24 protein-coding genes are annotated in these 23,507 nt (G+C 37.4%); 20 read left to right on the top strand and 4 right to left on the bottom strand.

Annotated elements, in window-relative coordinates:
• Positions 1–829: 829 nt before the first annotated feature.
• Complete coding sequence (locus ACFQIC_RS08985; RefSeq protein WP_204709729.1) at positions 830–1,315, bottom strand: DinB family protein; 486 nt, start codon at positions 1,313–1,315, stop codon at positions 830–832.
• Positions 1,316–1,627: 312 nt separating this feature from the next.
• On the opposite strand from ACFQIC_RS08985, the gene ACFQIC_RS08980 reads away from it, so the two are divergent.
• From ACFQIC_RS08980 to ACFQIC_RS08950, 7 genes are all read left to right on the top strand, one after another.
• Positions 1,628–2,230, top strand: coding sequence for a hypothetical protein (locus ACFQIC_RS08980; RefSeq protein ID WP_204709731.1), 603 nt, complete (start codon positions 1,628–1,630; stop codon positions 2,228–2,230).
• Positions 2,227–2,973 (top strand): cytochrome c biogenesis CcdA family protein, encoded by a 747-nt coding sequence (locus ACFQIC_RS08975; RefSeq protein WP_204709733.1) that lies wholly within the window; start codon positions 2,227–2,229, stop codon positions 2,971–2,973. The genes ACFQIC_RS08980 and ACFQIC_RS08975 overlap by 4 nt, the downstream gene beginning before the upstream one ends.
• An 18-nt stretch (positions 2,974–2,991) precedes the next feature.
• On the top strand, positions 2,992–3,576 hold the full coding sequence (locus ACFQIC_RS08970; RefSeq protein WP_204709735.1) for a redoxin domain-containing protein: 585 nt from the start codon (positions 2,992–2,994) through the stop codon (positions 3,574–3,576).
• A 16-nt stretch (positions 3,577–3,592) separates the two neighbouring features.
• Complete coding sequence (locus ACFQIC_RS08965) at positions 3,593–4,276, top strand: response regulator transcription factor (RefSeq protein ID WP_204709961.1); 684 nt, start codon at positions 3,593–3,595, stop codon at positions 4,274–4,276.
• Positions 4,266–5,339: a sensor histidine kinase gene (locus tag ACFQIC_RS08960; RefSeq protein ID WP_204709737.1), complete on the top strand. Its 1,074-nt coding sequence runs from the start codon at positions 4,266–4,268 to the stop codon at positions 5,337–5,339. Before ACFQIC_RS08965 ends, ACFQIC_RS08960 begins: the two co-directional genes overlap by 11 nt.
• Positions 5,340–5,591: 252 nt before the next feature.
• Entirely contained in the window at positions 5,592–6,833 is a 1,242-nt protein-coding gene (locus ACFQIC_RS08955; RefSeq protein WP_204709739.1) for a dicarboxylate/amino acid:cation symporter, read from the top strand.
• A 138-nt stretch (positions 6,834–6,971) separates the two neighbouring features.
• Positions 6,972–7,661: a YqcI/YcgG family protein gene (locus tag ACFQIC_RS08950; protein WP_204709963.1), complete on the top strand. Its 690-nt coding sequence runs from the start codon at positions 6,972–6,974 to the stop codon at positions 7,659–7,661.
• A gap of 35 nt (positions 7,662–7,696) precedes the next feature.
• Here ACFQIC_RS08950 and ACFQIC_RS08945 read toward each other — a convergent pair whose 3' ends face one another.
• Positions 7,697–8,659, bottom strand: a complete 963-nt coding sequence (locus ACFQIC_RS08945) for a bile acid:sodium symporter family protein (RefSeq protein ID WP_204709741.1) — start codon at positions 8,657–8,659, stop codon at positions 7,697–7,699.
• A gap of 171 nt (positions 8,660–8,830) precedes the next feature.
• Between ACFQIC_RS08945 and ACFQIC_RS08940 the strand changes: the two genes are divergently transcribed.
• The 3 genes from ACFQIC_RS08940 to ACFQIC_RS08930 all read left to right on the top strand — a co-directional run bounded on the left by ACFQIC_RS08940 (position 8,831) and on the right by ACFQIC_RS08930 (position 11,520).
• Positions 8,831–9,100, top strand: a complete 270-nt coding sequence (locus ACFQIC_RS08940) for a hypothetical protein (RefSeq protein WP_204709743.1) — start codon at positions 8,831–8,833, stop codon at positions 9,098–9,100.
• Positions 9,101–10,599: 1,499 nt separating this feature from the next.
• Positions 10,600–10,881 (top strand): hypothetical protein, encoded by a 282-nt coding sequence (locus ACFQIC_RS08935; protein WP_204709745.1) that lies wholly within the window; start codon positions 10,600–10,602, stop codon positions 10,879–10,881.
• 66 nt (positions 10,882–10,947) lie between these two features.
• A complete protein-coding gene (locus ACFQIC_RS08930; RefSeq protein WP_204709747.1) occupies positions 10,948–11,520 on the top strand; it encodes a hypothetical protein in 573 nt (190 codons plus the stop codon).
• A 45-nt stretch (positions 11,521–11,565) separates the two neighbouring features.
• Here ACFQIC_RS08930 and ACFQIC_RS08925 read toward each other — a convergent pair whose 3' ends face one another.
• Positions 11,566–13,356 (bottom strand): M3 family oligoendopeptidase, encoded by a 1,791-nt coding sequence (locus ACFQIC_RS08925; protein WP_204709749.1) that lies wholly within the window; start codon positions 13,354–13,356, stop codon positions 11,566–11,568.
• A 212-nt stretch (positions 13,357–13,568) separates the two neighbouring features.
• On the opposite strand from ACFQIC_RS08925, the gene ACFQIC_RS08920 reads away from it, so the two are divergent.
• From ACFQIC_RS08920 to ACFQIC_RS08905, 4 genes are all read left to right on the top strand, one after another.
• Positions 13,569–13,997, top strand: a complete 429-nt coding sequence (locus ACFQIC_RS08920) for a GNAT family N-acetyltransferase (protein WP_204709750.1) — start codon at positions 13,569–13,571, stop codon at positions 13,995–13,997.
• 25 nt (positions 13,998–14,022) lie between these two features.
• Positions 14,023–14,427 (top strand): HIT family protein, encoded by a 405-nt coding sequence (locus ACFQIC_RS08915; RefSeq protein WP_390217042.1) that lies wholly within the window; start codon positions 14,023–14,025, stop codon positions 14,425–14,427.
• 184 nt (positions 14,428–14,611) lie between these two features.
• Positions 14,612–15,037 (top strand): GNAT family N-acetyltransferase, encoded by a 426-nt coding sequence (locus ACFQIC_RS08910; RefSeq protein WP_204709751.1) that lies wholly within the window; start codon positions 14,612–14,614, stop codon positions 15,035–15,037.
• 27 nt (positions 15,038–15,064) lie between these two features.
• Entirely contained in the window at positions 15,065–15,514 is a 450-nt protein-coding gene (locus ACFQIC_RS08905) for an NUDIX hydrolase (RefSeq protein ID WP_204709752.1), read from the top strand.
• A gap of 90 nt (positions 15,515–15,604) precedes the next feature.
• On the opposite strand, the gene ACFQIC_RS08900 is transcribed toward ACFQIC_RS08905, so the two are convergent.
• Positions 15,605–16,054: an Lrp/AsnC family transcriptional regulator gene (locus tag ACFQIC_RS08900; protein ID WP_390217044.1), complete on the bottom strand. Its 450-nt coding sequence runs from the start codon at positions 16,052–16,054 to the stop codon at positions 15,605–15,607.
• A gap of 339 nt (positions 16,055–16,393) precedes the next feature.
• On the opposite strand from ACFQIC_RS08900, the gene nikB reads away from it, so the two are divergent.
• From nikB to ACFQIC_RS08870, 6 genes are all read left to right on the top strand, one after another.
• Complete coding sequence (gene nikB / locus ACFQIC_RS08895) at positions 16,394–17,335, top strand: nickel ABC transporter permease (RefSeq protein WP_204709754.1); 942 nt, start codon at positions 16,394–16,396, stop codon at positions 17,333–17,335.
• 15 nt (positions 17,336–17,350) lie between these two features.
• Positions 17,351–18,259, top strand: coding sequence for an ABC transporter permease (locus ACFQIC_RS08890; RefSeq protein WP_204709755.1), 909 nt, complete (start codon positions 17,351–17,353; stop codon positions 18,257–18,259).
• Positions 18,260–18,275: 16 nt separating this feature from the next.
• Positions 18,276–19,811: an ABC transporter substrate-binding protein gene (locus tag ACFQIC_RS08885; RefSeq protein WP_204709756.1), complete on the top strand. Its 1,536-nt coding sequence runs from the start codon at positions 18,276–18,278 to the stop codon at positions 19,809–19,811.
• Between the two features lie 9 nt (positions 19,812–19,820).
• Positions 19,821–20,828: an ABC transporter ATP-binding protein gene (locus tag ACFQIC_RS08880; protein ID WP_204709758.1), complete on the top strand. Its 1,008-nt coding sequence runs from the start codon at positions 19,821–19,823 to the stop codon at positions 20,826–20,828.
• The gene (locus tag ACFQIC_RS08875; RefSeq protein WP_204709760.1) at positions 20,800–21,774 is read left to right on the top strand and encodes an ABC transporter ATP-binding protein; all 975 of its coding nucleotides are present in this window, start codon (positions 20,800–20,802) and stop codon (positions 21,772–21,774) included. Before ACFQIC_RS08880 ends, ACFQIC_RS08875 begins: the two co-directional genes overlap by 29 nt.
• Before the next feature lie 93 nt (positions 21,775–21,867).
• Positions 21,868–23,481 carry a gamma-glutamyltransferase family protein gene (locus ACFQIC_RS08870; RefSeq protein WP_204709762.1) on the top strand — a complete coding sequence of 538 codons (1,614 nt, stop codon included), beginning with the start codon at positions 21,868–21,870 and terminating at the stop codon, positions 23,479–23,481.
• Positions 23,482–23,507: the final 26 nt, after the last annotated feature.

The following is a 23,507-nucleotide window of genomic DNA, read 5'->3' as shown; positions in this document are numbered from 1 at the left end:
CATCCCACCCGCTATATGTTACGACCTATGCTCGGTCGCTCCAGGAGTCTCCCCCTTCCCCACCGCCCCTTGCCGTAAGTTTCTATCGGAATCGTGCCGTTCTACCGTTACTGTTAAAGTATGAGGTATCTGTTATATCTATTGGGCCACTTAAACAAGTTGGTAAAAAACGAGTGTGATGGTCCACTTAAATAAACCCCGCCTATTAACGAGCCCTGACATAAAGCCACTGTGATAATAATTTCAGTCCATCAACAGCAGTTAGGAGTTTACCTGGCGTGTATGGCTGATGTCCTAAGTGGATCATTTCAATGGCAATAATTACACAGCCCCACGATTTTCACGTATGAGGCTTCTAACGCCATCCTTTGTAACGGAAACCACCGGAATGTCTCGAAGTTGAGTCTTCCACAATCTGGGGCTTTAACGGAATAAGCAATGTATCTAATAAAGAAATCAATATTTTTTGTAACAAAAATGAACCTAGATTTAACATAGACAACTAAATAGATGGCCCGAAATTAGTAAGTAGTTCAGTTTTGGAGTACAAAAACGTAACTTGTATTCTTTAACTGGACTACTTTTTTATATGAATTTATAACCGAAGTGGCACCGTAAAATCTTATGGCGTTGATTGGAACTTCTGTGGAAATACGGGCTGGAGACATCACGCAGTAACGGACGAGGAGACGCTACTGTTCTTCCACGGAAAGCGAGCCAGAGGTTCTTATCCAATCAACACTCTACTTGCTTACAAAATGTCTCCTGCTCAGCTGGCAAATTTTAATGCTAAAAGCCTTACGCTGTAATTCAATGTTCCATTTATATATTACTTGAGTTTGTCGTAAATTTCCTTCATTTGGTCAAGATGTCGAAGTTCATGCCAGCCAATAAATTCTACCCATTGTTTCAAATTCAAATCTCCAAAACTAGGGTGTGGAAAGGCATAGTTTCGTAGAGTTTCTTCCTCTTTATTTTGTGCAAGAAAGAGAGTAGTTTCTCGTCCCTTAGCTAACTTATCTTTGGCTTCGTCAATCGTTTGGAATTCGCCTTTAGGTTGAACAGCTTTTGGTGCGTCTACTTTATAACTGCGGTCAGTCGTTTTGTGCAAAGGTTTTTCACTTGCTTGCTGGGTATTTCCTTCTTTTAATGCCTGACCCATTTGATAATCGATAAGCTGTTCCATTAAATAAAGATGTTCCAAGACTTCCAGAATGGACCAAGATTCGGGCGTTGGCTTTTGGATAGCTTTTTCGCTTGATAGTTCATTTATAAAAGAAAGTACTTCCTTGCGCTTTTCTTCTATACCGTACATATTTTACATCCTTTCCATTTTGAAGGTAATTTGATTTTATCATAAGTATGCTTGTAAATATTTAATATAGGATTTTGAATTCTGTTCATCATATTTTCACAAAGAACCATTAAACTATAAGTGCGTGTTCAAAAAGACGCCAAATTAGAAGCAAGCAGGTCGAGGCGGCGAAGTTTCTGAGGACCAAAGTGTAGGCTTTTCCTACATGAGGACCGGAAGAACGAGCCAACGAAGAGATGCGCCGCTTATCATTTGGTGACTTTTTGACATCCTCTATAAGTAAACTATTGTAAGGGATTGAGGTTTTTATAAATGGTTGTACAACCGTTGTTAGCTATTCGAATTATTTCTATTATTATCGCGCTTGTTTTGTTTTGGATAGTGTCTGAAGAAAAACGTGCAGTGAAAAAACATAAAGCAGAATCGTTTGTTTCCTTAATGACGACATGGGTTTTATTTTTTATTGGTGTAAAAGTCCTGACAAAATGGGAACTGTTACTGGATCATCCTATTGCGCTCCTTGCCTATCCTAGTGGAACATTGGAGTTTTATTTAGCTACTTTGTTTACACTGATCCTCAAATTACGTCAATATCATTCGTATCAGGATTACCTATATGAATATGTTCAGCTAACGGCTTACAGTCTACTTAGCTTTTCTATACTCACAAGGTTATTTCTTCAAGAGGGGGGATGGTTAGAGTTACTTGTAACCTTTTTGTTCTTTATTCTTATTACAATATATAGAGCACCGCTACAGGCAATCATTCTAATATCGTTTTTATCTGGAATTGCTGGTTTTCTTTTCGAAACGCCTGCAATTATGGGATACCGCATGGATACTTGGTTTTACTTAGTCATAAGTTTAGTAGGTATTTTATTTCTGAAATTTGATAAAAGGAGAGTGACATCATGAGTGACGTGACGATATGGTTGGCGTTAGGGGCAGGAATTATTTCATTTTTATCACCTTGCACACTGCCTTTGTTTCCAGCCTATTTATCTTACATAACGGGTATGAGCGTGAAAGAAATCAAGGAAGATCAGAGTATAAAAGTAAAAAGAAAATTGCTTACTCACTCGATATTTTTCCTGTTAGGGGTATCAACCATTTTTATTAGCTTAGGTATAGGTGCTTCCTATCTAGGTAATTTTGTTCAAGGATTATTAACAGGAGAGACTGGATTGTTTATTCAACGTATTGCAGGGATTTTCATCATCATTATGGGGCTGTTTGTAGGTGGATGGCTGAACTTCCGATGGTTAATGAAAGTAAAAAGGATGAATTTCAAACCAAGGACATCGTTTAGCTATGTAGGAACAGCTTTTGCAGGAATGGGATTTGCTGCTGGTTGGACACCATGTATTGGTCCGATTTTTGCTTCGATACTAATGTTGTCTGCTAGTAACCCTACACAAGGAATCATATATACGATTGTATACGTCATTGGTTTTGCTCTACCGTTTCTAGCCTTTTCGTTCTTTATTGGTTCCACTAAATTTATCCTGAAATATAGTGAACGTCTTATGAAAATTGGCGGATTGACCATGATTATTGCAGGTGCATTTTTATATACAGGGTATATGACTCGTTTTTCTTCGATGTTATTGAAACTCGTACAAGACACATGGCTTTCAAACTTAGGTGTTATTTTTTAAAATGAGAGGAGATTATCTATGAAAAAATGGGGAGTAATAGTTGTAGTAACTGCTATGTTTGCATGGACGATCTACGATTTTGTAGATCCAGAAGATGAGGCCGTAGAAATAGAGGATAATATAAGTAGTGAAGAAAATAACGATAAAGCGGTAGCAGAGGGGCCTGCTACAGATTCTCCAGAAACTGGATTAGAAAAAGGTCAACAAGCTCCAGATTTTTCGTTGGAACGTTTAGATGGCGAGAAAGTTAAGTTATCGGATTATCGCGGCGAAAAAGTAATGATTAACTTTTGGGCTACGTGGTGTCCACCGTGCCGAGCAGAAATGCCTGATATGGAGAAATTTCATCAAAATGAAGATGTGGAAATATTAGCTATTAATTTAACATCTACAGAATCGTCATTAGGGGATGTAGAAGAATTCGTCGAAGAATTTAATTTGTCTTTTTCAATTTTGAAAGATGAAGGATCCGAGGTTGCCACAAAATATGAAATTAATCCAGTACCTACTTCTGTTTTTATTGATGAAGAGGGGAGAGTTCAGTCTGTTATGATGGGAGCAATGAATTACGATATGATGCTCCAACGTCTGGAGGAATTATAGGAGTTGCTATAAAGTGATGAAATCAACCATTTTAATTGTAGAAGATGATGTGAAAATTGCTAACTTAATTAAGTTATACCTAGAGAATCACGGCTATGGTGTAGTTCAAGCCTATGATGGTGAAGAGGCTAAGTATGTTTACCAACAGCATTTTCCATGCCTAATTATTCTAGATCTTATGCTTCCAAAAGTAAGTGGGGAAGAATTTTGTAAGTGGGTAAAAAAAGGAGATTCTGATGATCCATCTGTCATTATGCTTTCAGCTAAAGCAAAAACAGATGATAAAATTAGTGGACTTAGGATTGGTGCAGATGATTATATGACGAAACCATTCAGCCCTGAGGAGCTAATTGCTCACGTTGAAGCGGTTTTGAGAAGAACTGGTCATTTTTGTGAAAAAATTGCTCATGAGGGACTTGTTATTAAACCGCGTAAGGGAGAAGTGTTACTCGACGGAGAACTTATCGAGTTGACGAGTTATGAGTTCAATTTACTGTTGTTCTTAATGGAAAGCCCTGATCAAGTTTTTACAAGAGAACAGTTAGTTAATCAAATTCATCCTTATGATGATAGAGAAATTATGTCCCGTACGATCGATGCCCATATTAAAAAGTTGCGCAGGAAAATAGAAGAAAACCCTTCACAACCTAAACGTATTGTAACAGTAAGAGGGATGGGGTATAAATATTATGCGTTTTAACAACATTCTACCTCCGAAATTATGGGTGAAGCTGACGGTTATTAATATTTCCCTTCTTATATTCATTGTACTCTTTACTTGTTTAACGATTTATAATACCGCATGTTATTTAGCTTCAAACATAGGAGGGATTGAAGGACAAACACAGTTTTCGTTTAATTCTTCATTACTAAGTTATTCTTGGATCATAAGTATTGTGTTTATTATCATAGGCGGTTTATTATATACAACGATTACGAGGCGAATGCTATTACCAGTTAAACAATTGACAAGTGCTATGGAGACTTTAAAATCGGGTCACTACCCTAGGTTGATAACATCCAAATCTAACGATGAGGTAAGTAAGTTAGTACATCACTTTAATCATTTAACTCTGTTGTTGCAAAAGCAAGAGAATGAGAGAAATCAGATGCTAAGCGATCTTTCTCATGAGTTAAGAACTCCATTATCTAACTTACAGGGGTATTTAGAAGCCTTAACAAAAGGTGTCATTCAAGGAGACCAAGAAATTTATAAGTCTTTAGCAGAAGAAACGGAGCGAGTGAACCGTTTAGTTCAACAAGTTGATGAGGTTAAGGTATGGAGTTCGTCTGCTTCCGACTCAATGGTACAAAATGCTGGAGTGCGGATAGATGAGTTAATTCAACAAGTCGTACGTCTGTTTGAATTAGAATTTGAACGGTATCAAATCAAACTTGATCTCGATGTTGTTCCATCTACCGTTTTCATGCATCAGGAAGGTATTCAGCAAGTCTTTACCAATCTGGTGGATAACGCTCTTAACTATAACATCGGCAGTGAACCAATAAGCATTGTAGGGCGTTTGCAAAATGATGGTTATTTAGTTTCTGTGTCAGGGAAAGGTTTGCCTATCCCCCTATCAGATAAAGAAAAAGTATTTGAACGATTTTATCGAGTAGATCCATCACGAAGTCGACCTAAGGGCGGTACTGGATTAGGGTTGGCAATAAGTAAAGAGATTGTAGAGCATCACAAGGGAATGCTTTGGTTAGAAACAGACGGTTCTTATCATTCTTTTTATATAAAGCTTCCTTTAAAATAAAGGTCTTAGGTGAATTTATAGTACCTGAGACCTTTTTTATTGATAATTGCAAAGTTTGATGAGTTGTAATATAGGCTTTTAGTTCTATATTCATCTATCCTTTAATTTGATAAATTTAAAAAGCGTCATTTAATGAAAAGGTATGAAACTCTTTTAATTTTGCTGAATTTTCAGGCATATCAAGATTTGTAATCTACTATTATAAGGTGTTAAAGTTATCTTTTAACTAATAAAAGTAAAGGAGGCGATTGGATGAACTTAACGTTTAAAATATTCATAGGTTTAATCTTAGGTGCTGTGATAGGTTTAGTATTAAATTTGAACTCACCTGAATTATTCGGTACGTTGGATAGTTATATATTTAATCCCCTAGGGACAATTTTTCTTAATTTAATTAAAATGCTTGTAGTTCCGATTGTGTTTTTCTCTATTACTCTTGGTACTGCTTCTTTAGGTGATCCAAAGAAATTAGGTCGTATTGGTGGAAAGACAATTGGTTTCTTTCTTATTTCTACTACCGTAGCTATAACCATAGCATTAAGTCTTGCTTATGTATTTGAGCCAGGCAACTCCAATATTGATACGTCTGGTGCGTCTTATGAACAACAAGATGAAGCACCTGGAGTAGTAGATACGTTTACTAGTATTATTCCTACCAACCCTATTCAGTCAATGGTAGAAGGAAATATGCTACAAATCATTACTTTCTCTATCTTTGTTGGTTTAGCACTTGCTATGCTTGGTAAAAAGACATCAGCAATTTTAAATCTAGTGGAACAAGGTAATGACGTATTAATGTATCTTGTTAACTTGATTATGCGCTTTGCTCCTTATGGTGCGTTCGGTTTACTAGCATCAGCTGTTGGTGAAATGGGACTTGATGGACTAGAAGCAATGTTTGCCTATATGACCCTCGTTATTCTTGCACTAATCATACACGGTTCTTTATTCTATGGTTCTATTGTATATTTCATAGGTAAGATGAATCCATTGACGTTTTTCAAGAATTTCTTCCCAGCGATGACTGTTGCTTTTAGTACTTCTAGCAGTAGTTCAACTTTACCTGTCTCTATGAAGTTAGCACAGGAAAAATTAAAAGTATCTAAGCCAGTAAGTAGTTTTGTTCAGCCGTTAGGCGCAACGATCAACATGGATGGTACCGCGATTATGCAAGGGGTAGCTACTATCTTTATAGCGCAAGTATACAGTGCAGAGCTATCCATCGCTCAGTTAGTTATGGTTGTCTTAACAGCTGTGCTTGCAAGTGTTGGAACAGCAGGTGTGCCGGGTGTTGGCCTGATTATGTTAGCTATGGTTCTTAACCAAGTATCTCTTCCAGTTGAAGGTATTGCCCTTATTCTTGGTATTGATCGTTTGTTGGATATGGCACGAACAGCTGTCAATATTACAGGGGATGCCGCTGTTGCCGTTGCTATTGATAAATCAGAAGAAAGTCGCAATGAAAAAGATAAGCCGGCTGAAGAAGCAGTATAGATTAAGGGAGCTTGCCTATGAAGGGTAAGCTCCTTCCTTTATTGTTTAACTAATTGTGTAAAAGGGTACAAAAAGACAAACTATGAAATAGGAGATGTCGACGTGTCGCATTCTGATTTGCTCTTTACTAAAGAAGATATGGTCAACCTAGAAAAAGTACCAAATTGGGTTAAAGAGGAGTATGAAACGTTTCGTGATATAGTAACTGATCAAACTTTCCCTTGCTACTTTGGTATGTCTGGTGAGAAACGTGGAGAACTTCGCTATTCCTACATTACCCATGATAATTGGTCCCACCTTCCTGAAACGATAGAAGCTTTTATCCGTTTATTTGATAATCAAAAGCGCATGATTCGTCACGGGTTTTTCCTTTTTGTGGAGCCAGAACTTGAAGAAAAATCGGTTGATTACTATCGTAACTATTTCTGGGACATTTTGCAGTATTTGCATAACAAAGATACTAAACCTTGGCCAAGTGATTATCCTAAGGATCCTGACCACCACCTTTGGGCTTTTTCTTTTGCTGAAGAACCCTTTTTTGCTTTCGGAAACGCTCCGGCTTATAAGCAAAGAAAGACAAGAGATCTAGGTAATAGTTTAGTTATAGGATTTCAACCTCGTCGAATTTTTAAGGGGTTAGAAGGGACATCAGAAGGAGGAGTGATGTCTCGAGAAAAGGTACGTGAACGTGTGGAAAAATGGGATCACCTACCTAAGCATCCAAACATAAGTCACTATGGAGATCCAGAGCATCGAGAGTGGAAGCAATACTTTATAGGTGATGATGTGGAGCCGATTCATGGAAAATGTCCTTTTCACTATAAATAAAGCCAAAATCCTGAAAAGGATCTTGGCTTTATTTTCTAAGAAGCTTTATCAATAGTTGATGACTTTGTTTCTTTCTCTTTCTGTTTACGATAAATGGATGCAATTAAAGGCCCGGATATATTATGCCAGACACTAAAAATGGCGCTAGGAACGGCAGCTAAAGGACTGAAGTGAACAGCAGCTAGTGAAGCACCAAGCCCCGAATTTTGCATGCCTACTTCAATTGATACAGCTCTCTGCTTGGCAGGTTCCATGTTAAATAATTTGCCGAGACCATATCCAGCTAAATAGCCCAAGATATTATGAAGGACTACAATGGCGAATATAACAGCACCTGTTTCCATGATTTGTTGCTGATTAGCTCCAATTACTGCAGTGACTATAGCAACAATAGCTATTACTGAAATAAGGGGTACAGATTTAACCCCAGCCTCTACTTTGGTTCCTAATACAGCTCTTACAACTAACCCTAGAATAATAGGAATCAGTACAACATTAACGATTGAGAAGAACAAATCAGTTGCTGATATAGGTAACCACTGACTAGCGAACAATAACATAAGGGCAGGGGTTATGATTGGCGCAAGCAATGTAGAAACGGATGTAATCGCTACAGAGAGAGCCGTGTCTCCTTTAGATAAATACGTCATCACATTAGATGAAGTTCCTCCAGGGCAGCAACCCACTAATATAACACCTACGGCTACCTCTGGTGATACTGGTAAAACTGTTACTAGAAAAAAGGCCAGAAGAGGCATTAACAAAAATTGTGCACCTACACCGATAGCCACATCTTTAGGTCTCCGAAAGACTTCTTTAAAATCATCCTTCGTTAAAGTTAGTCCCATGCCAAACATTATGATTCCTAAAAGTGGGACAATGTATGGGACGATCCATTCAAAACCTGATGGGTAAATAAAAGATAAGAGTGCAAATAATAAAACCCAAATAGCAAATGTACTTCCTACAAAGTTACTGATTTTTTCTAACGACTTCATACATGGATCCTCCTTCATTATTTAATGCATTTTTTGATTATACAATGTTTTCAGAAAAATCTCACATGTATTTTGTAGAAAAAAATGAAAAGAAGTCGCTTTTTGGCCACACATTTATATTTATTTTTACATAGGTTCATGAGAGAATATTTTTAGAGTGGAGGAGATATTATGAACGAAAGACAAAAGCTTTTAAATGATCGTTGGGAAAGAACTCGTGAAATGGGCAAATTAAAATATATTGGTTTTTATGGCATTATAGCTTATGGGACAGTGTTTTTTATATTTTCTTTATTAATGGACGTGTTTTTCGGTGATGGTATTACAGGTTCAATTATCATGGAAAAGATTTATATTGCCGTGATCGGCGGTATTTTCTTTGGATTAATTACATGGTCGATGAATGAGCGCAGGTATCGAAAATTTACTGAGGCAAAATAATTCATTGAATAAAGCTAACTTAATTAATTGTTAAAGGTTTAAGAGTACAAGGAATAAAGTTTCTGGCAGTCCATTTGGTATGTAAATTGGACTGCTTCTTTTTGTTGATTTAGCAAGGTTTATACATTGAAAATACTTGGTTTAGAGTGAGGTACAAGTTCTTACCATTGTCATTGTATGGTAAGAACTTGTACTTCATTTTTAGTTGATTGGGTATTTATGACCCCGATATAATTGAGTAAGTAACTGCGGAAATTATGGAGGGGTTGAAGTAATTGTTATTACGTTAAAGGGCAGGATTGTTGAAGAATCTAATTTGAGATAATGGGGTTCGTTACCACATAAGGGATAGGGGTGGCTTTGAAACAACTCGCTTTCCTGCGGGGAAACTGGCAAGCCTCCTCGGTCGTTGACACTCCCTGTGGGGTCTCGCCTAGCTCCCTCTCCCGCGGGAGTCTCGTCGTTTCAAAACCACCCCATTCGACATGGAAATGAACGAACCCCGGCATAGGAGAATGCGTCTTATCTATGCTATAAGATAATGCCTAACCCCACACGATGCTCATACGTGAGGCGTTCTGCTCACGTGAAGTAGCTTATCCTAAGAGTTAGACAGGTTCCGTTATACAGAAGTAGTGTTGATGACTCTATTCCCTAATTGTGTGGCTGTTTCGTCATTGGTATGAGGAGAAGGTGGTCGCTCGCTTTCCGTGGGCGTACGGTGAGCCTCCTTGGACTTCGTCGAGGCCACTGAAAAAGTCCGGTAAATTTTAAGAAAAGCAAATCCCTAAAAATTCTATCCCCATTTTCAGTTTATAAATTAGGGGTAAATTGGACTTAATCCTCCACTTTGACAGGAAAAAACACTCAGCTTAGAGAGATGTTGTTTCCGTTATGGTTGAAAGCGTTTGGAGGTCCGGGAAATCACTCGCTATCAAGATTTGCATGCAAACTTAGGAATGGCTACCTTTTCTTGAAGGGGTATTGAGACACTTATATGGTAAAGGGGCGGAGGGAAAGCGATCCGTTTCCCGCAGCCCCTATATTCACACAAACATCTCGAATTCAAGCACAATCTCTGATTTTGTATGCTAATTTATATATTAAATACCGATAATCGTTGATATAACAGCATGTTTATAAATCTGTTTTCATTATAAAGGAAGGCCCACTATTCGGATCCGTTCGTGAAAAAGAGGGAGGGCAGGGAAATGGTTCGTCCGCGGAAAGCGAACTAATTTCCTCCCCATCAACCATTATCCCTTCTTAAAACAATCGGGAGTTTTAATCTTCTACTGTTCTTCATGAGGATCTTCAACAACAGCAATTGCCTCTACAGAATAATGATAAACCAGAAACCCATTACCTTAATTGTTTGGGTTGTTTTTATTTTTGTAAAACAATCGTAATCGAAATTTATCCAATGGCTATGATAAAGTTGAAAAAGAATTTGTAGTACATAATGGTATGGTTATCATCATAGAGAAGGAGAGACCCGCATGATTATTCGCTCATACATTTTCCCGTTAATCATTTTTGTAATGAATACCATTTTATTAAGCACTTTAATGTTGGAAATTATTGGCGTGATCTCTGCTAACCGTGGTGGACTAGGATTTTTTGTTCCGTTACTTTCGCTTCTGTCTTTTCAATTTATTCGCTTTGAACAACGTAAGCGAAAAAAGGTTAGTAGGGGATTAAGTGTTTTGCAAGCAATTAATGCGTTCACCTTTGTATTTCCCTTTGTTGTATTAGCTATTTTTTTATTGAGTTCTTTATAAGGATGAATCACGTTTGTTTAATTTATCTGTAACCTATCTTTAAGAACGCTTGATGGGGGGGATAAAATGGTAGCTACTGAAATCACGAAAATGAGAAAGAAACAATTTTTAGTTGTAAATGTATTATTTATCTTATCCATGGTCATTTTCTTTCTGATTTTAAATGGTTTAGCTATTACGTTTCCACAAGTTTTTATGGCTTCAGGGGTTTTCCTGCTTCTTCAATCTTTTTATGAATTAAGTAAGAGGGATTCGACTTCATCTCTGTTTCCTTTTTTCACAAGAATTGAGCGATATGAACAAAAAAAGTTAGGCTCTGAATGGAAAATTAAGAAAAGAACAAGTCTTGGTTGGAACTTTTTTTTAAGTGGAATTATGTTCTTACAAGCATTTTGGACACGTAAATCAAATGGTGAGTTTGTCATCGAACCTCAAATATTATTGGTGCTATGCCTTGTGTTTATTTTGATTATTAATGGTAGCCTTTATTTTCATATTAGAAGAGTTGATAACTGGGATAATCCAAGAGATCTCAAAAGGTTTACAAGGAAGTTTAATATATTAGGTATAGCGGTGGGTCTCATTATCGCTCTCGTCCTAGTTTCACTTCTTGTTTTCTACATTGTTACAACAACATAATCAATCAAAACCTCGCTTTTTAAAAATGGCGAGGTTTTGACGATTTTAGAGAAGCTTATTTGTGATAGAGATATATTCGTTAATTGCTTCTGTAATAGGTTCAATTGAACTTTGCCAAAAACCTTTATGACGGAGGTCTTCATCTAGAAAACTTTCGGCTAATTGCTCGACAGTCATTTTTCCCGAGTGACGCAATAGTTTATCATAAGTAGAAACGAAGTCTTTTCCGTGCAATTGTGCTGCTGCATAAATGCGATTACTCAAAAGAAAGCCGATTGTATATGGGATGTTGTAAAAGGGGGTCTCTGTACTGTAGAAATGTGGAATTGTCATCCATCGATGTTTATCTACTTGATCTACTACATTTCCGTAAAGAGCATTTTCTGTATCCTCCATTAAACCATTGATTTCTTCTGCTGTAACAAGTCCATGTTTTCTTTTTTCGTAAAATTTTTGTTCAAATTCAAACATGGAGGGGATGAGACCAATGTATTTTAAACCGTTCGTAATTTTCAATTCCAATAACGCTAGTTTTTCCTTATCTGTAGGTGCTTGCTTGATGGTAGCATCTAACACTAAATTTTCCATGAACGTTGATGCAGTTTCCGCCAGACTAGTTCCTTTCTGCTGGGCAAAGGCTGGTTCCTCATGTAATATGTAATTATGGTAAGCATGCCCGAGTTCGTGAGCAAGGGTAACGACATCTTGATAATTTCCTTTAAAGGTTAGAAAAATACGACTTTCTTTGGATAACGGTAGGGATGCACAAAAGGCGCCATACGATTTATTTTCACGATCCTCTACTTCAATCCATCCTTCATTAAAGGCTCTTTCTGCAAACATACCAAGTTTTTTACTAAATTCATAAAACTGTTCGATAATGATTCTTCGGGCTTCTTTATATGAAATGTGTTCTTTTGACGAAAAACTAGGAGCTAATAAATCATACCAGCCTACTTGTTTGATTCCAGCAAGTTCGGTCTTTCGTTTGAGGAAAGATTCGATGAGGCTTTTATTTTCATTTCTAGCTTTTAACAGAGCATTCAGTGTTGCTTGTTGAATCCTATTCTGATCTAATGATTCTTTTAAAAGATTCGTCCACCCTCGTTGTTTATAAGTTTCTAAACGAAAACCGGCTATATGATTTAGTATTGAAACAAATGTGTTTTCATGCTTATAACAAGCCTCCTCTAAACCATGGGCGGCTTGTCTTCTGTGGTAATGATCACTTGAGAATCCTGCCTGAAATAGCGCGTCATTAATGGAAACTACTTTATCATCTACTTTAACTTTAAAGTTTGACATTAGTTGGTCATAGTGATGTTCCCAACCTGTGAACCCATCAACTGCAAGACTATTAATTATTTTTTCATGAGATAAAGAAAGTTTATCAGTAGAACGTTGTCTGCGTTCTTTCAAATAAAACTGGTAAGGTTGTACTTGTTCATGTTCTATGAGCGTAGCCCATGTTTTTTGTGAAAGAGCTTTGAGGAGCTGATCAAAAGCTCTTTGTACAGTCTCGAACTGTGATTTGAGTTTAGAGCTATGAGCTAACAGGTTTGCAGCTTCGATGTCATCAGATTTGTCAGAGGCTAAACAAATTAAATAATCATCAATTTCAAGGATGGCATTAGTAAGGTACTGCAGTTCATCAATAATATGTAGTAGGTTACTTGTACTTATTGAGTGATCAGCTAAATTTAGTCCGTCAATTTGTTCGTTAAGGTTATTAATTTGCTGAGGCAGAGAGTTTATTAATGAAATTAATTTTTCAGAGTTCTTCCCACCAGGGTAAAGGTTTTCCAAGTTCCAGTTTTCATTAATTAGTTGTTTCATAATTTCCCTCCTGAATTAATAATGTTTTCAGTATATACTGAATAGGAATTTATTTCATTATATAGTAAAATTTATAAATGTTGACTGGATAGAAATCGAAACATTCATCTGAACTGCTTTCTCTGTTTTAACGGTGGGACCATGATTCTGTTTTTGGTAATAATCCCAGAAAACATTACTTCAATTATTTACGGAAAGGGAGAAAGAAAATTATGGTAGAGATTCATGAATTACATAGTGATCAAGAAATTATTCAGGCTTTTCCTGTTATAAAGCAATTAAGAGCCCAGCATAACGAAACTAGTTATTTGGAAATAGTTAAAGAAGCAAAAGAGAAGGATATGTATAGACTATTTGCTTTGTTCGATAGAGGTGAAATTGTTGCTGTCACTGGATTTAAACCTATGATTACTCTTTACTATGGTAGATTTGTTTGGGTTTGTGACTTAGTAACAGCGAAGGATATGCGCTCTGAAGGCTTTGGGGAACAATTGCTGTCTTTTGTTCAAGAGTGGGCTAGAGAAAATGAATATGAAAGTGTTGCCTTATCTTCTGGATTACAACGTGATGAGGCTCATCGATTTTACGAAGAGAAAATGGGTTATAGTCGCGCAAGCTATGTTTTTAAGAAAACGATGTAATACTTTATAAAAGGGGGAGAGTTCAGTGGATTATTCAACATGTATGCTCTGTAATCCTTATGAAAAACCCGCTCAACATGTCATTTTTGAAAATAAGACATGTGTTTATATTCAAAAAGAATCAGAACAAATTGTTTTAGAAGGCAGTGGTCTAATCATACCTAAAGCACATAAACAAGACGTATTTTCTTTGTCAGAACAGGAATGGAAAGATTCAAGAGATTTATTGCTTAAAGCAAAGAAACATTTGGAAGAGAAGCACTTTCCAGATGGATATAGTGTTGGTTGGAATACAGGGGAAGCAGGAGGTCAGTCGATACCTCACGCCCACTTGCATGTGATCCCTAGATTTAAAGACGAACCTTATGCTGGACGCGGAATACGCTACTGGATTAAACAGTTCGAAAATAAGCGTGAGGTATTGAAATAATAATAGATGGATTTAAAACAAACTTTTAACGTTTCTCAATCGTCGAATGTAGAGTGGAAATATTTAAGGTTATTATTTCTAGAGGGATGAATATAAGGTAAAAAGGTTTCCTGATTATGTTAATATAATTTTATTCAATAAGACCTATTATAGGTCAATCGAAATTTAGAGGTGACTTAGAAAATTGAATTATAATGTAACAATTGATGTGGCTGGAATTGATAATTGTAGCGATTCGCTTTACCAAGAAATAATAAAGTGCAAAAAAGAAGATTCAACGAATTATGCTAGAATTCAAAAAGCAGTCCAACCCCTTAACATGATGGTTTCAAATAGTGAGCAAAAGTCGATGGGTGGTATATCATCAGAATTATATTGGAATTGGCTGGAAATTAACAATTGCTGGGTGAATGAACACTATCGTAATAATGGAATTGGAACACAGCTAATTCGAACCGTTGAAAGAATGGCTCGTAAAAGAGGTGCTGATTACTCCATGTTAACTACATTTGAAGATCAAACTCGAAACTTTTATGAAATGAATGGCTACAAAGTGGTGGGAGAAATTAAAGATTACATTACATACCAGGAACTTATTTTTATACTTTGAAGAAATCTTTTTAGGAAGGAAGATTGTTTGGGATATGTGGAGGATGTAAGGGAATTAGTGGGACACCGTCCACTAATACTGGTCGGTTCTGTTGTGATTATAACGAATGCCAATGGTAATATTTTATTGCAAAAACGTACTTTCCCTAAGGGTGTATGGGGACTTCCGGGGGGACTGATGGAACTTGGTGAATCTACAGAAGATGCAGCTGAACGAGAAGTTCTTGAGGAAACTAATTTGCACATTGATTCTCTTAAATTGATTAACGTTTATTCAGGTGCCAATTATTTTACTGTTGCTCAAAATGGAGATGAATTTTATTCGGTTACGACTGCTTATTATACAAGTGATTTCTCAGGTGAAATGGTAGCGAACCAAGAAGAGTCTTATCAATGTAAATTCATTTCTCCTGACCAATTGCCGACAGAAATGATAGGAACCCATAGAGAGATTATAATGGATTTTTTAAAACTTTGAGGTTAAGGGAAATGATTGATTTCGATTGCGGCATCTAGTATTTAAAGGATAAAAAGGACAAGAACTTCCAAGATGGAGTTCTTGTCCTTTTTATAGTTTCAAGCCACTTCTGCTTTTAAAACGTCTTAGCAAAATATGGCTTTCGACTCTCGTAATTCCTTGAAGAGCATATAACTCTTCATTCACAAAGGATTCTAATTCTGTGAAATCATTGACTAGTACGTGCATATGTAACGTGCTAGGGCCTGTCATTTGGTAGCAACTTGCTACATATGGGTTGTTAGCTAGATTTTCAGCCACTTCTACAAGTGCTCTAGGTTCACAATCTACTTCGAAAAATGCAGAAACTTCCTTACCAATCTTCTCACTATTAACAACGGTGGTGAATTTTTCAATGACACCACAATCTATAAGCTGGTTTACTCTCGAACGTACAGCAACTCGAGACAGTTCAAGTTCTTTTCCGATATCAGCGTAAGATAAGCGTCCATCTTCGATTAATAACTCTAGTATTCTTTTATCTGTATCATCAATTTTCAAATTCTGGCTTTTTTCCATAAACAACCACCTAACTTTACAGGGTAGGTCTTGAATGTTCTCAAACTTTTTAGAATTATACTTTTGTAGAAATATTAGCATGAAGCATTTACTATTTTCAAATTTTGTCGCGAAAATACACAATAATTCAAATTTTTTTAAAAAAGGGGTTTTAATTTTTAGAATATTCGATTATAATCATCAACAATACAAAACATTTGTTAATCTAATTTATCTATTTACTTAACGAATGGAAAAAAAGGAGGTAATTAATGTCTGAAAGTTAAATGTTGTTATACGAATGCTTTCAGAAATTAATTTAGTTAGATGAGGGGGGATAACTTGCTTGGGTTAATTGCGAATCGCATTATACAATTGATTCTTTTATTAATAGGTATTTCATTTTTAGTTTTTATGAGTATGCATATTGCCCCCGGTAATCCAGCTACGATTATTGGAGGTCCTACTGCTACAGAATCTGATCTTCAGGCCATTCGGGAAGATCTTGGATTAAATCAACCTGTACTTCTTCAATACTTTGACTACATAGCAGGTGTCGTACAAGGAGATTTAGGTTTTTCTTTTCAAAACAATCAAGAAGTTTCTCACGCTATTATTGAACGATTTCCTCAAACATTAAACTTAGCTATTGCAAGTATGTTTGTAGCTGTACTAATTGGAGTACCTGCGGGGATTATATCGGCCATTAAGCAAAATTCCTGGTTTGATATTTCAAGTACAACGGTTGCATTGGTAGGGGTATCTATACCTAACTTTTGGTTAGGAACGATGCTAATTTTATTCTTTGCTGTTGAATTACAATGGCTTCCTGTTGGAGGTTTAAGTGCTCCATTCTGGACGATAGAAGGAATAAAACAATTAATACTCCCAGCGATAACTCTTGGTACTGCTTCAGCTGCGATGATTGCAAGGATGAGTCGCTCAGCAATGCTGGAGGTTATCCGAGCGGATTATATCCGTACAGCAAAAGCTAAAGGAGTAAAAAGTTGGGCGGTTACTTGGATACATGCTCTTAGAAATGCCATGATTCCTGTTATTACTGTCATTGGTTTGAATTTCGGTTTCTTACTGGGAGGCACTATCATAACTGAACAAGTTTTTGCTATTAATGGAGTGGGCCGTTTAATGATTGACGCCATTGCAGCGCGGGATTTCCCAGTTGTTCAAGGGACTGTTCTTTTAGTAGCTACATTGTTTGTAGTAGTTAACTTACTGGTTGATATTGTCTATGCATTTATCGATCCAAGAATCAGCTACGACTAGAAAGGAGGAGCGAAAATGTCTAGCTCAGAAGCTATTAGTCCAAAGAATGAACAATCTCATTCCCAAAGTAAGAAAAAGGAAAAAATGTTAGTTAAAACTTTTAAACGCCTTCTGAAAAATAAATTGGCTGTTTTTGGACTTATTATCATTTTTGTGCAAGTTATTATGGCAGTATTTGCTTCATGGTTTGCAGGATATGGGCCTGGTGAACAGGATTTAGTAAACAGTGAGCTTGGAATTGGTTCTGAAGGACACTGGTTAGGTACAGATAATTACGGACGTGATGTTTGGACTCGTTTAGTCTTCGGAGCTCGTATTTCGTTACTTGTGGGAGTTTCTTCGGTCGCTTTAGGTTTAGTAGGAGGGGTTTTACTTGGTCTAATGTCCGGATACTATAAAAAATTGGATGGACCGATTATGAGATTTGTTGATTTACTATTTGCTTTTCCAGGTATCCTTTTAGCTATGTTAATCATTGCTATGCTTGGTACGAGTTTAGTCAATGTTGTTATTGCCATAAGTATTTGGTCGATTCCGACCTGTGCCAGAATTGTTAGAGGAAGCGTATTGTCTGCCAAGAAAGAAGAGTATATTTTAGCGATGAGATCACTTGGTGCAAGTAATATGCGGATAATATTCAAGCATATTTTGCCTAACTGTACTGCGCCTATTATTGTTTTTGCCACAATGAGAATGGCCACAGCTATTTTATCTACAGCTGCTTTAAGCTTCTTAGGTCTTGGAGCGCAACCTCCCACACCTGAGTGGGGAGCAATGATTGCAGCAGGGCAGGACTATATGTATTCCTCGCCCCATCTAACAATTGTACCTGGAATTGCCATTATGCTAGTAGTTTTCGCATTTAACGTTGTTGGAGACGGACTAAGAGATGCTCTTGATCCTAATATGAATCTAGATACTTAAAAAGGAGAGGAAACTAATGAGAAAAAAACTATGGATGTCAGCTTTATTATTTTTGGGTATTACTTTGGCGGGGTGTAGTGATGATTCAGCTGGGGGAGACAGTGGTTCAGATGGTGATGTAGAACAAGAACTTACTTATGCAACGACTTCTGATGTTGTTGGTTTGTCCCCAATTGATACAAATGATTCGGTTTCGGCTGCTATGATTGAACAAGTATACGAAACACTGTTTACTCGAAATGCGGAAACGATGGAAGTAGAACCACTATTGGCAGAATCCTATGAGACCCCGGATGATACAACTTGGATTATTAAACTGAAAGAAGATATTACGTTTCAGGACGGTACACCATTTAATGCTGAGGCAGTAAAATACACATTCGAAGAGTTTGTTAGTGAAGAAAGAGCGGCACCTCGTGCTTCACTACTTGAACCAATTGAATCGATAGAAGTAGAAGATGAACATACCGTTGTTATTAACACAGAAGAACCTTATGGGGCACTACTAGCTGCACTTTCTCACACTAATGCTTCTATAGTGAGTCCAGAAGCTGATCAGAATCAAGATATTAATGAAGAACCTGTAGGTACTGGTCCCTTTGTCTTTGAAAACTGGACCCAAGGTGAAGAAGTTTCACTTTTAAGAAATGAAGATTACTGGCAAGAGCCTGCTCAGTTAGAGCGTGTCACTATGAAAGTTGTTCCAGAGTATTCAACAGCTGTTTCGATGTTAGAAACAGGAGAAGTCCAATTTATTGATGCAGTTCCAACAGAACACCTATCCCGAGTAGAATCTATTGAAAATATTGAAATTCAGAAACAAGAGGGTACTCCTGTTTATTCTGTCGGTTTTAACTTTGATAAAGAACCCTATAATGAACTTGAATTTAGAAAAGCCGTTTCCCATGCAATTAACCGTGAAGCTTATGTTGGTCAATTAAATGGATTGGGTATTGAAAATGAAAGTATTATAGGGCCTCAAGTTTTCGGTTATAGTGAAGACGCAGCTGATGCGGGTTATAGTTTTGATCCAGAGGAAGCAGAAAAAATTATCGAGGAAAATGGCTATGGGGATGAAGAAATCACTTTATTAACTGCCAATCGTGAAGCGTACACAAGAATGGCGGAAGTTGTTCAGGCACAATTAACTGAAGTAGGTCTAGAGGTTTCAATTGAATCTATGGAATGGGGAACGTTCCTAGATACAACACCAACAGGAGAATTTGATATGACTTTCACCAGTTGGAGTAATAGTACAGCAGATGGTAGTGAACTTGTGTATCCGAACTTACATTCAGACAACATCGATTCTTCTAACTGGGTTAGATATGATAATAGTGAGTTTGATCAACTAGTTGAAGAGTCTAGAACAAAGGTAGATCAAGATGTTCGTCAAGAAAAATTACAAGAGGCGAACTTGATCGCAGTAGAAGATGCTGCATGGGTACCGATGCACCACGGAGTAGTTACGGCAGCTTATGATGAATCTGTACAAGGGTTACAACTAGACCCTACAGGCCAGTGGTTACTATATAACGTTCATAGAGAGTAGGGATTTTAAATGTCACAACTCTTAGAGGTAAAGGATTTAGTTACATCTTTTCGTACAGCGGGGGAGAAACTTTCTGCTGTGCGAGGGGTTTCCTTTTCAGTCAGTCAAGGTGAAACACTTTGTATCGTAGGTGAGTCAGGTTGTGGGAAAAGCATCACGACGTTATCTGTTATGGGATTATTACCTAAAAATGGAGAGATAACTAATGGTTCTATTCTTTTTAATGGGGACGATCTGACTGATAAAAAAGAAGAAGAGATGAGAAAAATTAGAGGTAATGATATATCCATGATATTTCAGGAGCCTATGACTGCTTTAAATCCTGTTTTTACTGTTGGATACCAACTAATGGAACCCTTAAAGCTACACACGAGCCTTTCAAAAGTAGAAGTTAAGCGAAAAGCGATCGATTTATTAAATCAAGTCGGTATACCAGATCCGGAGAAATGTCTTAAAAAATACCCTCATGAGTTAAGTGGAGGGATGAGACAGCGGGTTATGATTGCTATGTCATTAGCTTGTAACCCTTCATTACTGATAGCTGATGAACCAACTACAGCTTTAGATGTGACTATACAAGCTCAAATCCTGGAATTAATCGATGAATTAAAACATGAGCTAGGCATGGGAGTTGTGATGGTAACTCACGATATGGGAGTCGTAGCTGAAGTTGCGGACCGTGTGATGGTGATGTATGCCGGGAAGGTAGTGGAAACAGGAACTGTTGAAGAAATCTTTAAAGCTCCAAAACATCCATATACTAGAGGATTGCTAGCTTCTGTTCCTAATGTAGATGATGCTGAACATACACTTGAAGCTATTCCTGGTTCCTTACCCAATTTAAACGAAAAAATATCTGGTTGTCGATTTCATCCAAGATGTCCACATGCAATGGATCAATGTTTAGAAAAAGATCCACCTAATTTTAAATTATCAAAAAGCCATAATTCTAAGTGCTGGTTACACGAGGATGAGGAGGTGAGTGTTAATGGTGACCGAGCCACAGCCACTTATTGAAGTGACTCACTTGAAGAAATATTTCCCAATTAAAAGTAGCTTCATGAAGAAAACGAAAGCGAATGTGAAAGCCGTTGAAGATGTTTCTCTTAAAGTTTTAGAAGGTGAAACGTTAGGAGTTGTTGGAGAATCTGGTTGTGGAAAATCGACATTTGGAAGAACAATTCTTGGGTTAGAAGAACTTACAGAAGGTTCTATTAAATTTCGCGGAGAAGAAATAGGTGGGCTTTCTGATCGTAATCTCAAGAAATATAAGAAGGATATGCAAATGATTTTTCAAGATCCTTATGCTTCCTTAAATCCACGGCAACGAGTGGGAGATGCGTTAGAGGAAGCGTATATTATTCACACCAATATAAAGAAGAATGAAAGAGAGAAGCGCGTGAAGGAACTATTAGTTGAAGTTGGATTAAAAGAGGAGCATGCAGATCGTTATCCTCATGAATTTAGTGGGGGCCAAAGACAGCGAATTGGCATTGCTCGAGCAATTGCATTGAATCCTTCCATGATTATATGTGATGAAGCTGTTTCAGCGCTTGACGTATCTGTTCAAGCTCAAATTATAAAATTATTAAAAAAGTTACAAAAATCTCATCAATTGACTTATTTATTCATTTCTCATGACTTAGGGGTTGTTCGTCACGTATGTGATCGAGTGCTTGTTATGTATTTAGGAGCTACAGCTGAACTAGCTTCCTCTGATGAATTATATGCCAATCCACTTCATCCATACACTCAAGCACTGCTTTCAGCTATACCAAGGCCAACGCTAGGTGCAAAGCGGCAACGGGTGAAACTTGAAGGGGACTTGCCTAATCCTGCTGATTATCCCAAGGGTTGCCCATTTCATACCCGCTGTCCTCTGGCTCATGAGCGTTGTAGAGTAGAAAAGCCTGAGTGGAGAGAAGTAAATCCAGGGCATTACGTAGCCTGTCACGAAGTTTGAAGGAGTTTGTCCTTTACCTCCCTGTTAAAATAATCAGGCTGGTGGTGAAGGACAAATTTGTTTAAATACAATTTTAGGAGGAGTTATATACATATGAATACAACCGACTATTTAAATCAACCTTTTGCTTCAAAGCGAATGACAACTATAGCTAATAATGGAATGGTAGCGACATCACAACCACTTGCTTCTCAAGTTGGGCTAGATATTTTGAAAAAAGGCGGAAATGCTATCGATGCAGCGATTGCTACGGCTGCTACGTTAACGGTTGTCGAACCAACCTCTAACGGCATTGGAGGAGATGCTTTTGCGCTTGTGTGGGTGAAAGACCAGTTATATGGATTAAATGGTAGTGGACACTCACCTTCCTCTATTTCCATTGATGAACTTAAGTCACGTGGTTATGATGAAATACCAAAATTCGGTTTTGTTCCTGTTACCGTTCCAGGAATCCCAGGGTCTTGGGCAGAACTCTCTAGCCGTTTTGGAAAACTTCCGTTAACTGAAGTATTAGCACCAGCCATTCAGTATGCTGAAGAAGGTTTTCCTATATCACCTGTATTAGGGAAATTTTGGAGTGCGGGGGTTGAAAAGTTTAAAGAGGTACTTAAAGGAGAAGAATTCTCACATTGGTTCGATACTTTTGCTCCAAAGGGAAGGGCGCCAGAAATCGGTGAGGTATGGAAATCTCCTGGCCATGCGAAAACGTTGCGAAGAATAGCCGAAACAAATGCCGAGGACTTTTATAATGGGGAAATCGCAGATCAAATTGACCAGTTTTCCAAAAAATATAATGGTTTTATTAGAAAAGAGGATTTGCAAAATTTTAAACCCGAGTGGGTGGACCCAATCTCAGTAAATTATCGAGGGTACGATATTTGGGAGATCCCTCCTAATGGTCAAGGAATGGTTGCACTTTCTGCTTTGAATATCTTAAAAGGGTTTACTATGCACGGCAAAGAAGAAATCTCGACATATCATCAACAGATTGAAGCCATGAAGCTTGCATTTGCTGATGGTCAAAAATTCATAGCAGAGTCTAAGCATATGAATGTAAGTGTCAATGACTTGTTAAGTGAAGAGTATGGGGAGCAAAGAAGAAACTTAATCAATGAAAAAGCTCTTACTCCTGAAGCTGGTAATCCCCCTAAAGGTGGTACAGTTTATTTAGCAACGGCTGATAAAGAAGGAAATATGGTTTCCTTCATTCAAAGTAATTATATGGGATTTGGTTCGGGGCTAGTAGTTCCAGGGACAGGAATTGGTCTGCAAAACCGTGGCCATAACTTCTCGATGGACGCTGAACATGTAAATGCTCTGGCAGGAAATAAGCGATCCTATCATACGATTATCCCAGGATTTATGACTAAAGATCACTCTCCTGTGGGACCATTTGGTGTTATGGGTGGATTTATGCAGCCACAAGGACATTTACAAGTTGCTATGAACACAATTGATTTTCATTTAAATCCTCAAGCTGCTCTCGATTCACCTCGTTGGCAATGGATGCATGATAAAACGGTTTGGGTAGAACCGACTTTCCCAACACATGTAGCAGAAGCATTACGTAGAAAAGGACATAATATTGAAGTACAATTGGAAACTGGATCTTTTGGACGAGGACAAATAATATGGAGAGATGAGAATACAGGTTCTTTATATGGAGGAACAGAATCTCGAACAGATGGAACGATTTCAGCGTATTAATTAATGATTGACGAACGCCACGAGAG

The organism is Halobacillus seohaensis (assembly GCF_042663045.1).
Taxonomy (GTDB): domain Bacteria; phylum Bacillota; class Bacilli; order Bacillales; family Halobacillaceae; genus Halobacillus_A; species Halobacillus_A seohaensis.
Note: the sequence above shows the minus strand (reverse complement) of the source record. Positions and strands in the feature narration are given on the sequence as shown.

Excerpts from the sequence above, each read along its gene's own strand:
- ACFQIC_RS08985 (WP_204709729.1), bottom strand. The coding sequence starts at position 1,315 with ATGTACGGTATAGAAGAAAAGCGCAAGGAAGTACTTTCTTTTATAAAT.
- ACFQIC_RS08980 (WP_204709731.1), top strand. The coding sequence starts at position 1,628 with ATGGTTGTACAACCGTTGTTAGCTATTCGAATTATTTCTATTATTATC.
- ACFQIC_RS08975 (WP_204709733.1), top strand. The coding sequence starts at position 2,227 with ATGAGTGACGTGACGATATGGTTGGCGTTAGGGGCAGGAATTATTTCA.
- ACFQIC_RS08970 (WP_204709735.1), top strand. The coding sequence starts at position 2,992 with ATGAAAAAATGGGGAGTAATAGTTGTAGTAACTGCTATGTTTGCATGG.
- ACFQIC_RS08965 (WP_204709961.1), top strand. The coding sequence starts at position 3,593 with ATGAAATCAACCATTTTAATTGTAGAAGATGATGTGAAAATTGCTAAC.
- ACFQIC_RS08960 (WP_204709737.1), top strand. The coding sequence starts at position 4,266 with ATGCGTTTTAACAACATTCTACCTCCGAAATTATGGGTGAAGCTGACG.
- ACFQIC_RS08955 (WP_204709739.1), top strand. The coding sequence starts at position 5,592 with ATGAACTTAACGTTTAAAATATTCATAGGTTTAATCTTAGGTGCTGTG.
- ACFQIC_RS08950 (WP_204709963.1), top strand. The coding sequence starts at position 6,972 with ATGGTCAACCTAGAAAAAGTACCAAATTGGGTTAAAGAGGAGTATGAA.
- ACFQIC_RS08945 (WP_204709741.1), bottom strand. The coding sequence starts at position 8,659 with ATGAAGTCGTTAGAAAAAATCAGTAACTTTGTAGGAAGTACATTTGCT.
- ACFQIC_RS08940 (WP_204709743.1), top strand. The coding sequence starts at position 8,831 with ATGAACGAAAGACAAAAGCTTTTAAATGATCGTTGGGAAAGAACTCGT.
- ACFQIC_RS08935 (WP_204709745.1), top strand. The coding sequence starts at position 10,600 with ATGATTATTCGCTCATACATTTTCCCGTTAATCATTTTTGTAATGAAT.
- ACFQIC_RS08930 (WP_204709747.1), top strand. The coding sequence starts at position 10,948 with ATGGTAGCTACTGAAATCACGAAAATGAGAAAGAAACAATTTTTAGTT.
- ACFQIC_RS08925 (WP_204709749.1), bottom strand. The coding sequence starts at position 13,356 with ATGAAACAACTAATTAATGAAAACTGGAACTTGGAAAACCTTTACCCT.
- ACFQIC_RS08920 (WP_204709750.1), top strand. The coding sequence starts at position 13,569 with ATGGTAGAGATTCATGAATTACATAGTGATCAAGAAATTATTCAGGCT.
- ACFQIC_RS08890 (WP_204709755.1), top strand. The coding sequence starts at position 17,351 with ATGTCTAGCTCAGAAGCTATTAGTCCAAAGAATGAACAATCTCATTCC.
- ACFQIC_RS08885 (WP_204709756.1), top strand. The coding sequence starts at position 18,276 with ATGAGAAAAAAACTATGGATGTCAGCTTTATTATTTTTGGGTATTACT.
- ACFQIC_RS08880 (WP_204709758.1), top strand. The coding sequence starts at position 19,821 with ATGTCACAACTCTTAGAGGTAAAGGATTTAGTTACATCTTTTCGTACA.
- ACFQIC_RS08875 (WP_204709760.1), top strand. The coding sequence starts at position 20,800 with ATGGTGACCGAGCCACAGCCACTTATTGAAGTGACTCACTTGAAGAAA.
- ACFQIC_RS08870 (WP_204709762.1), top strand. The coding sequence starts at position 21,868 with ATGAATACAACCGACTATTTAAATCAACCTTTTGCTTCAAAGCGAATG.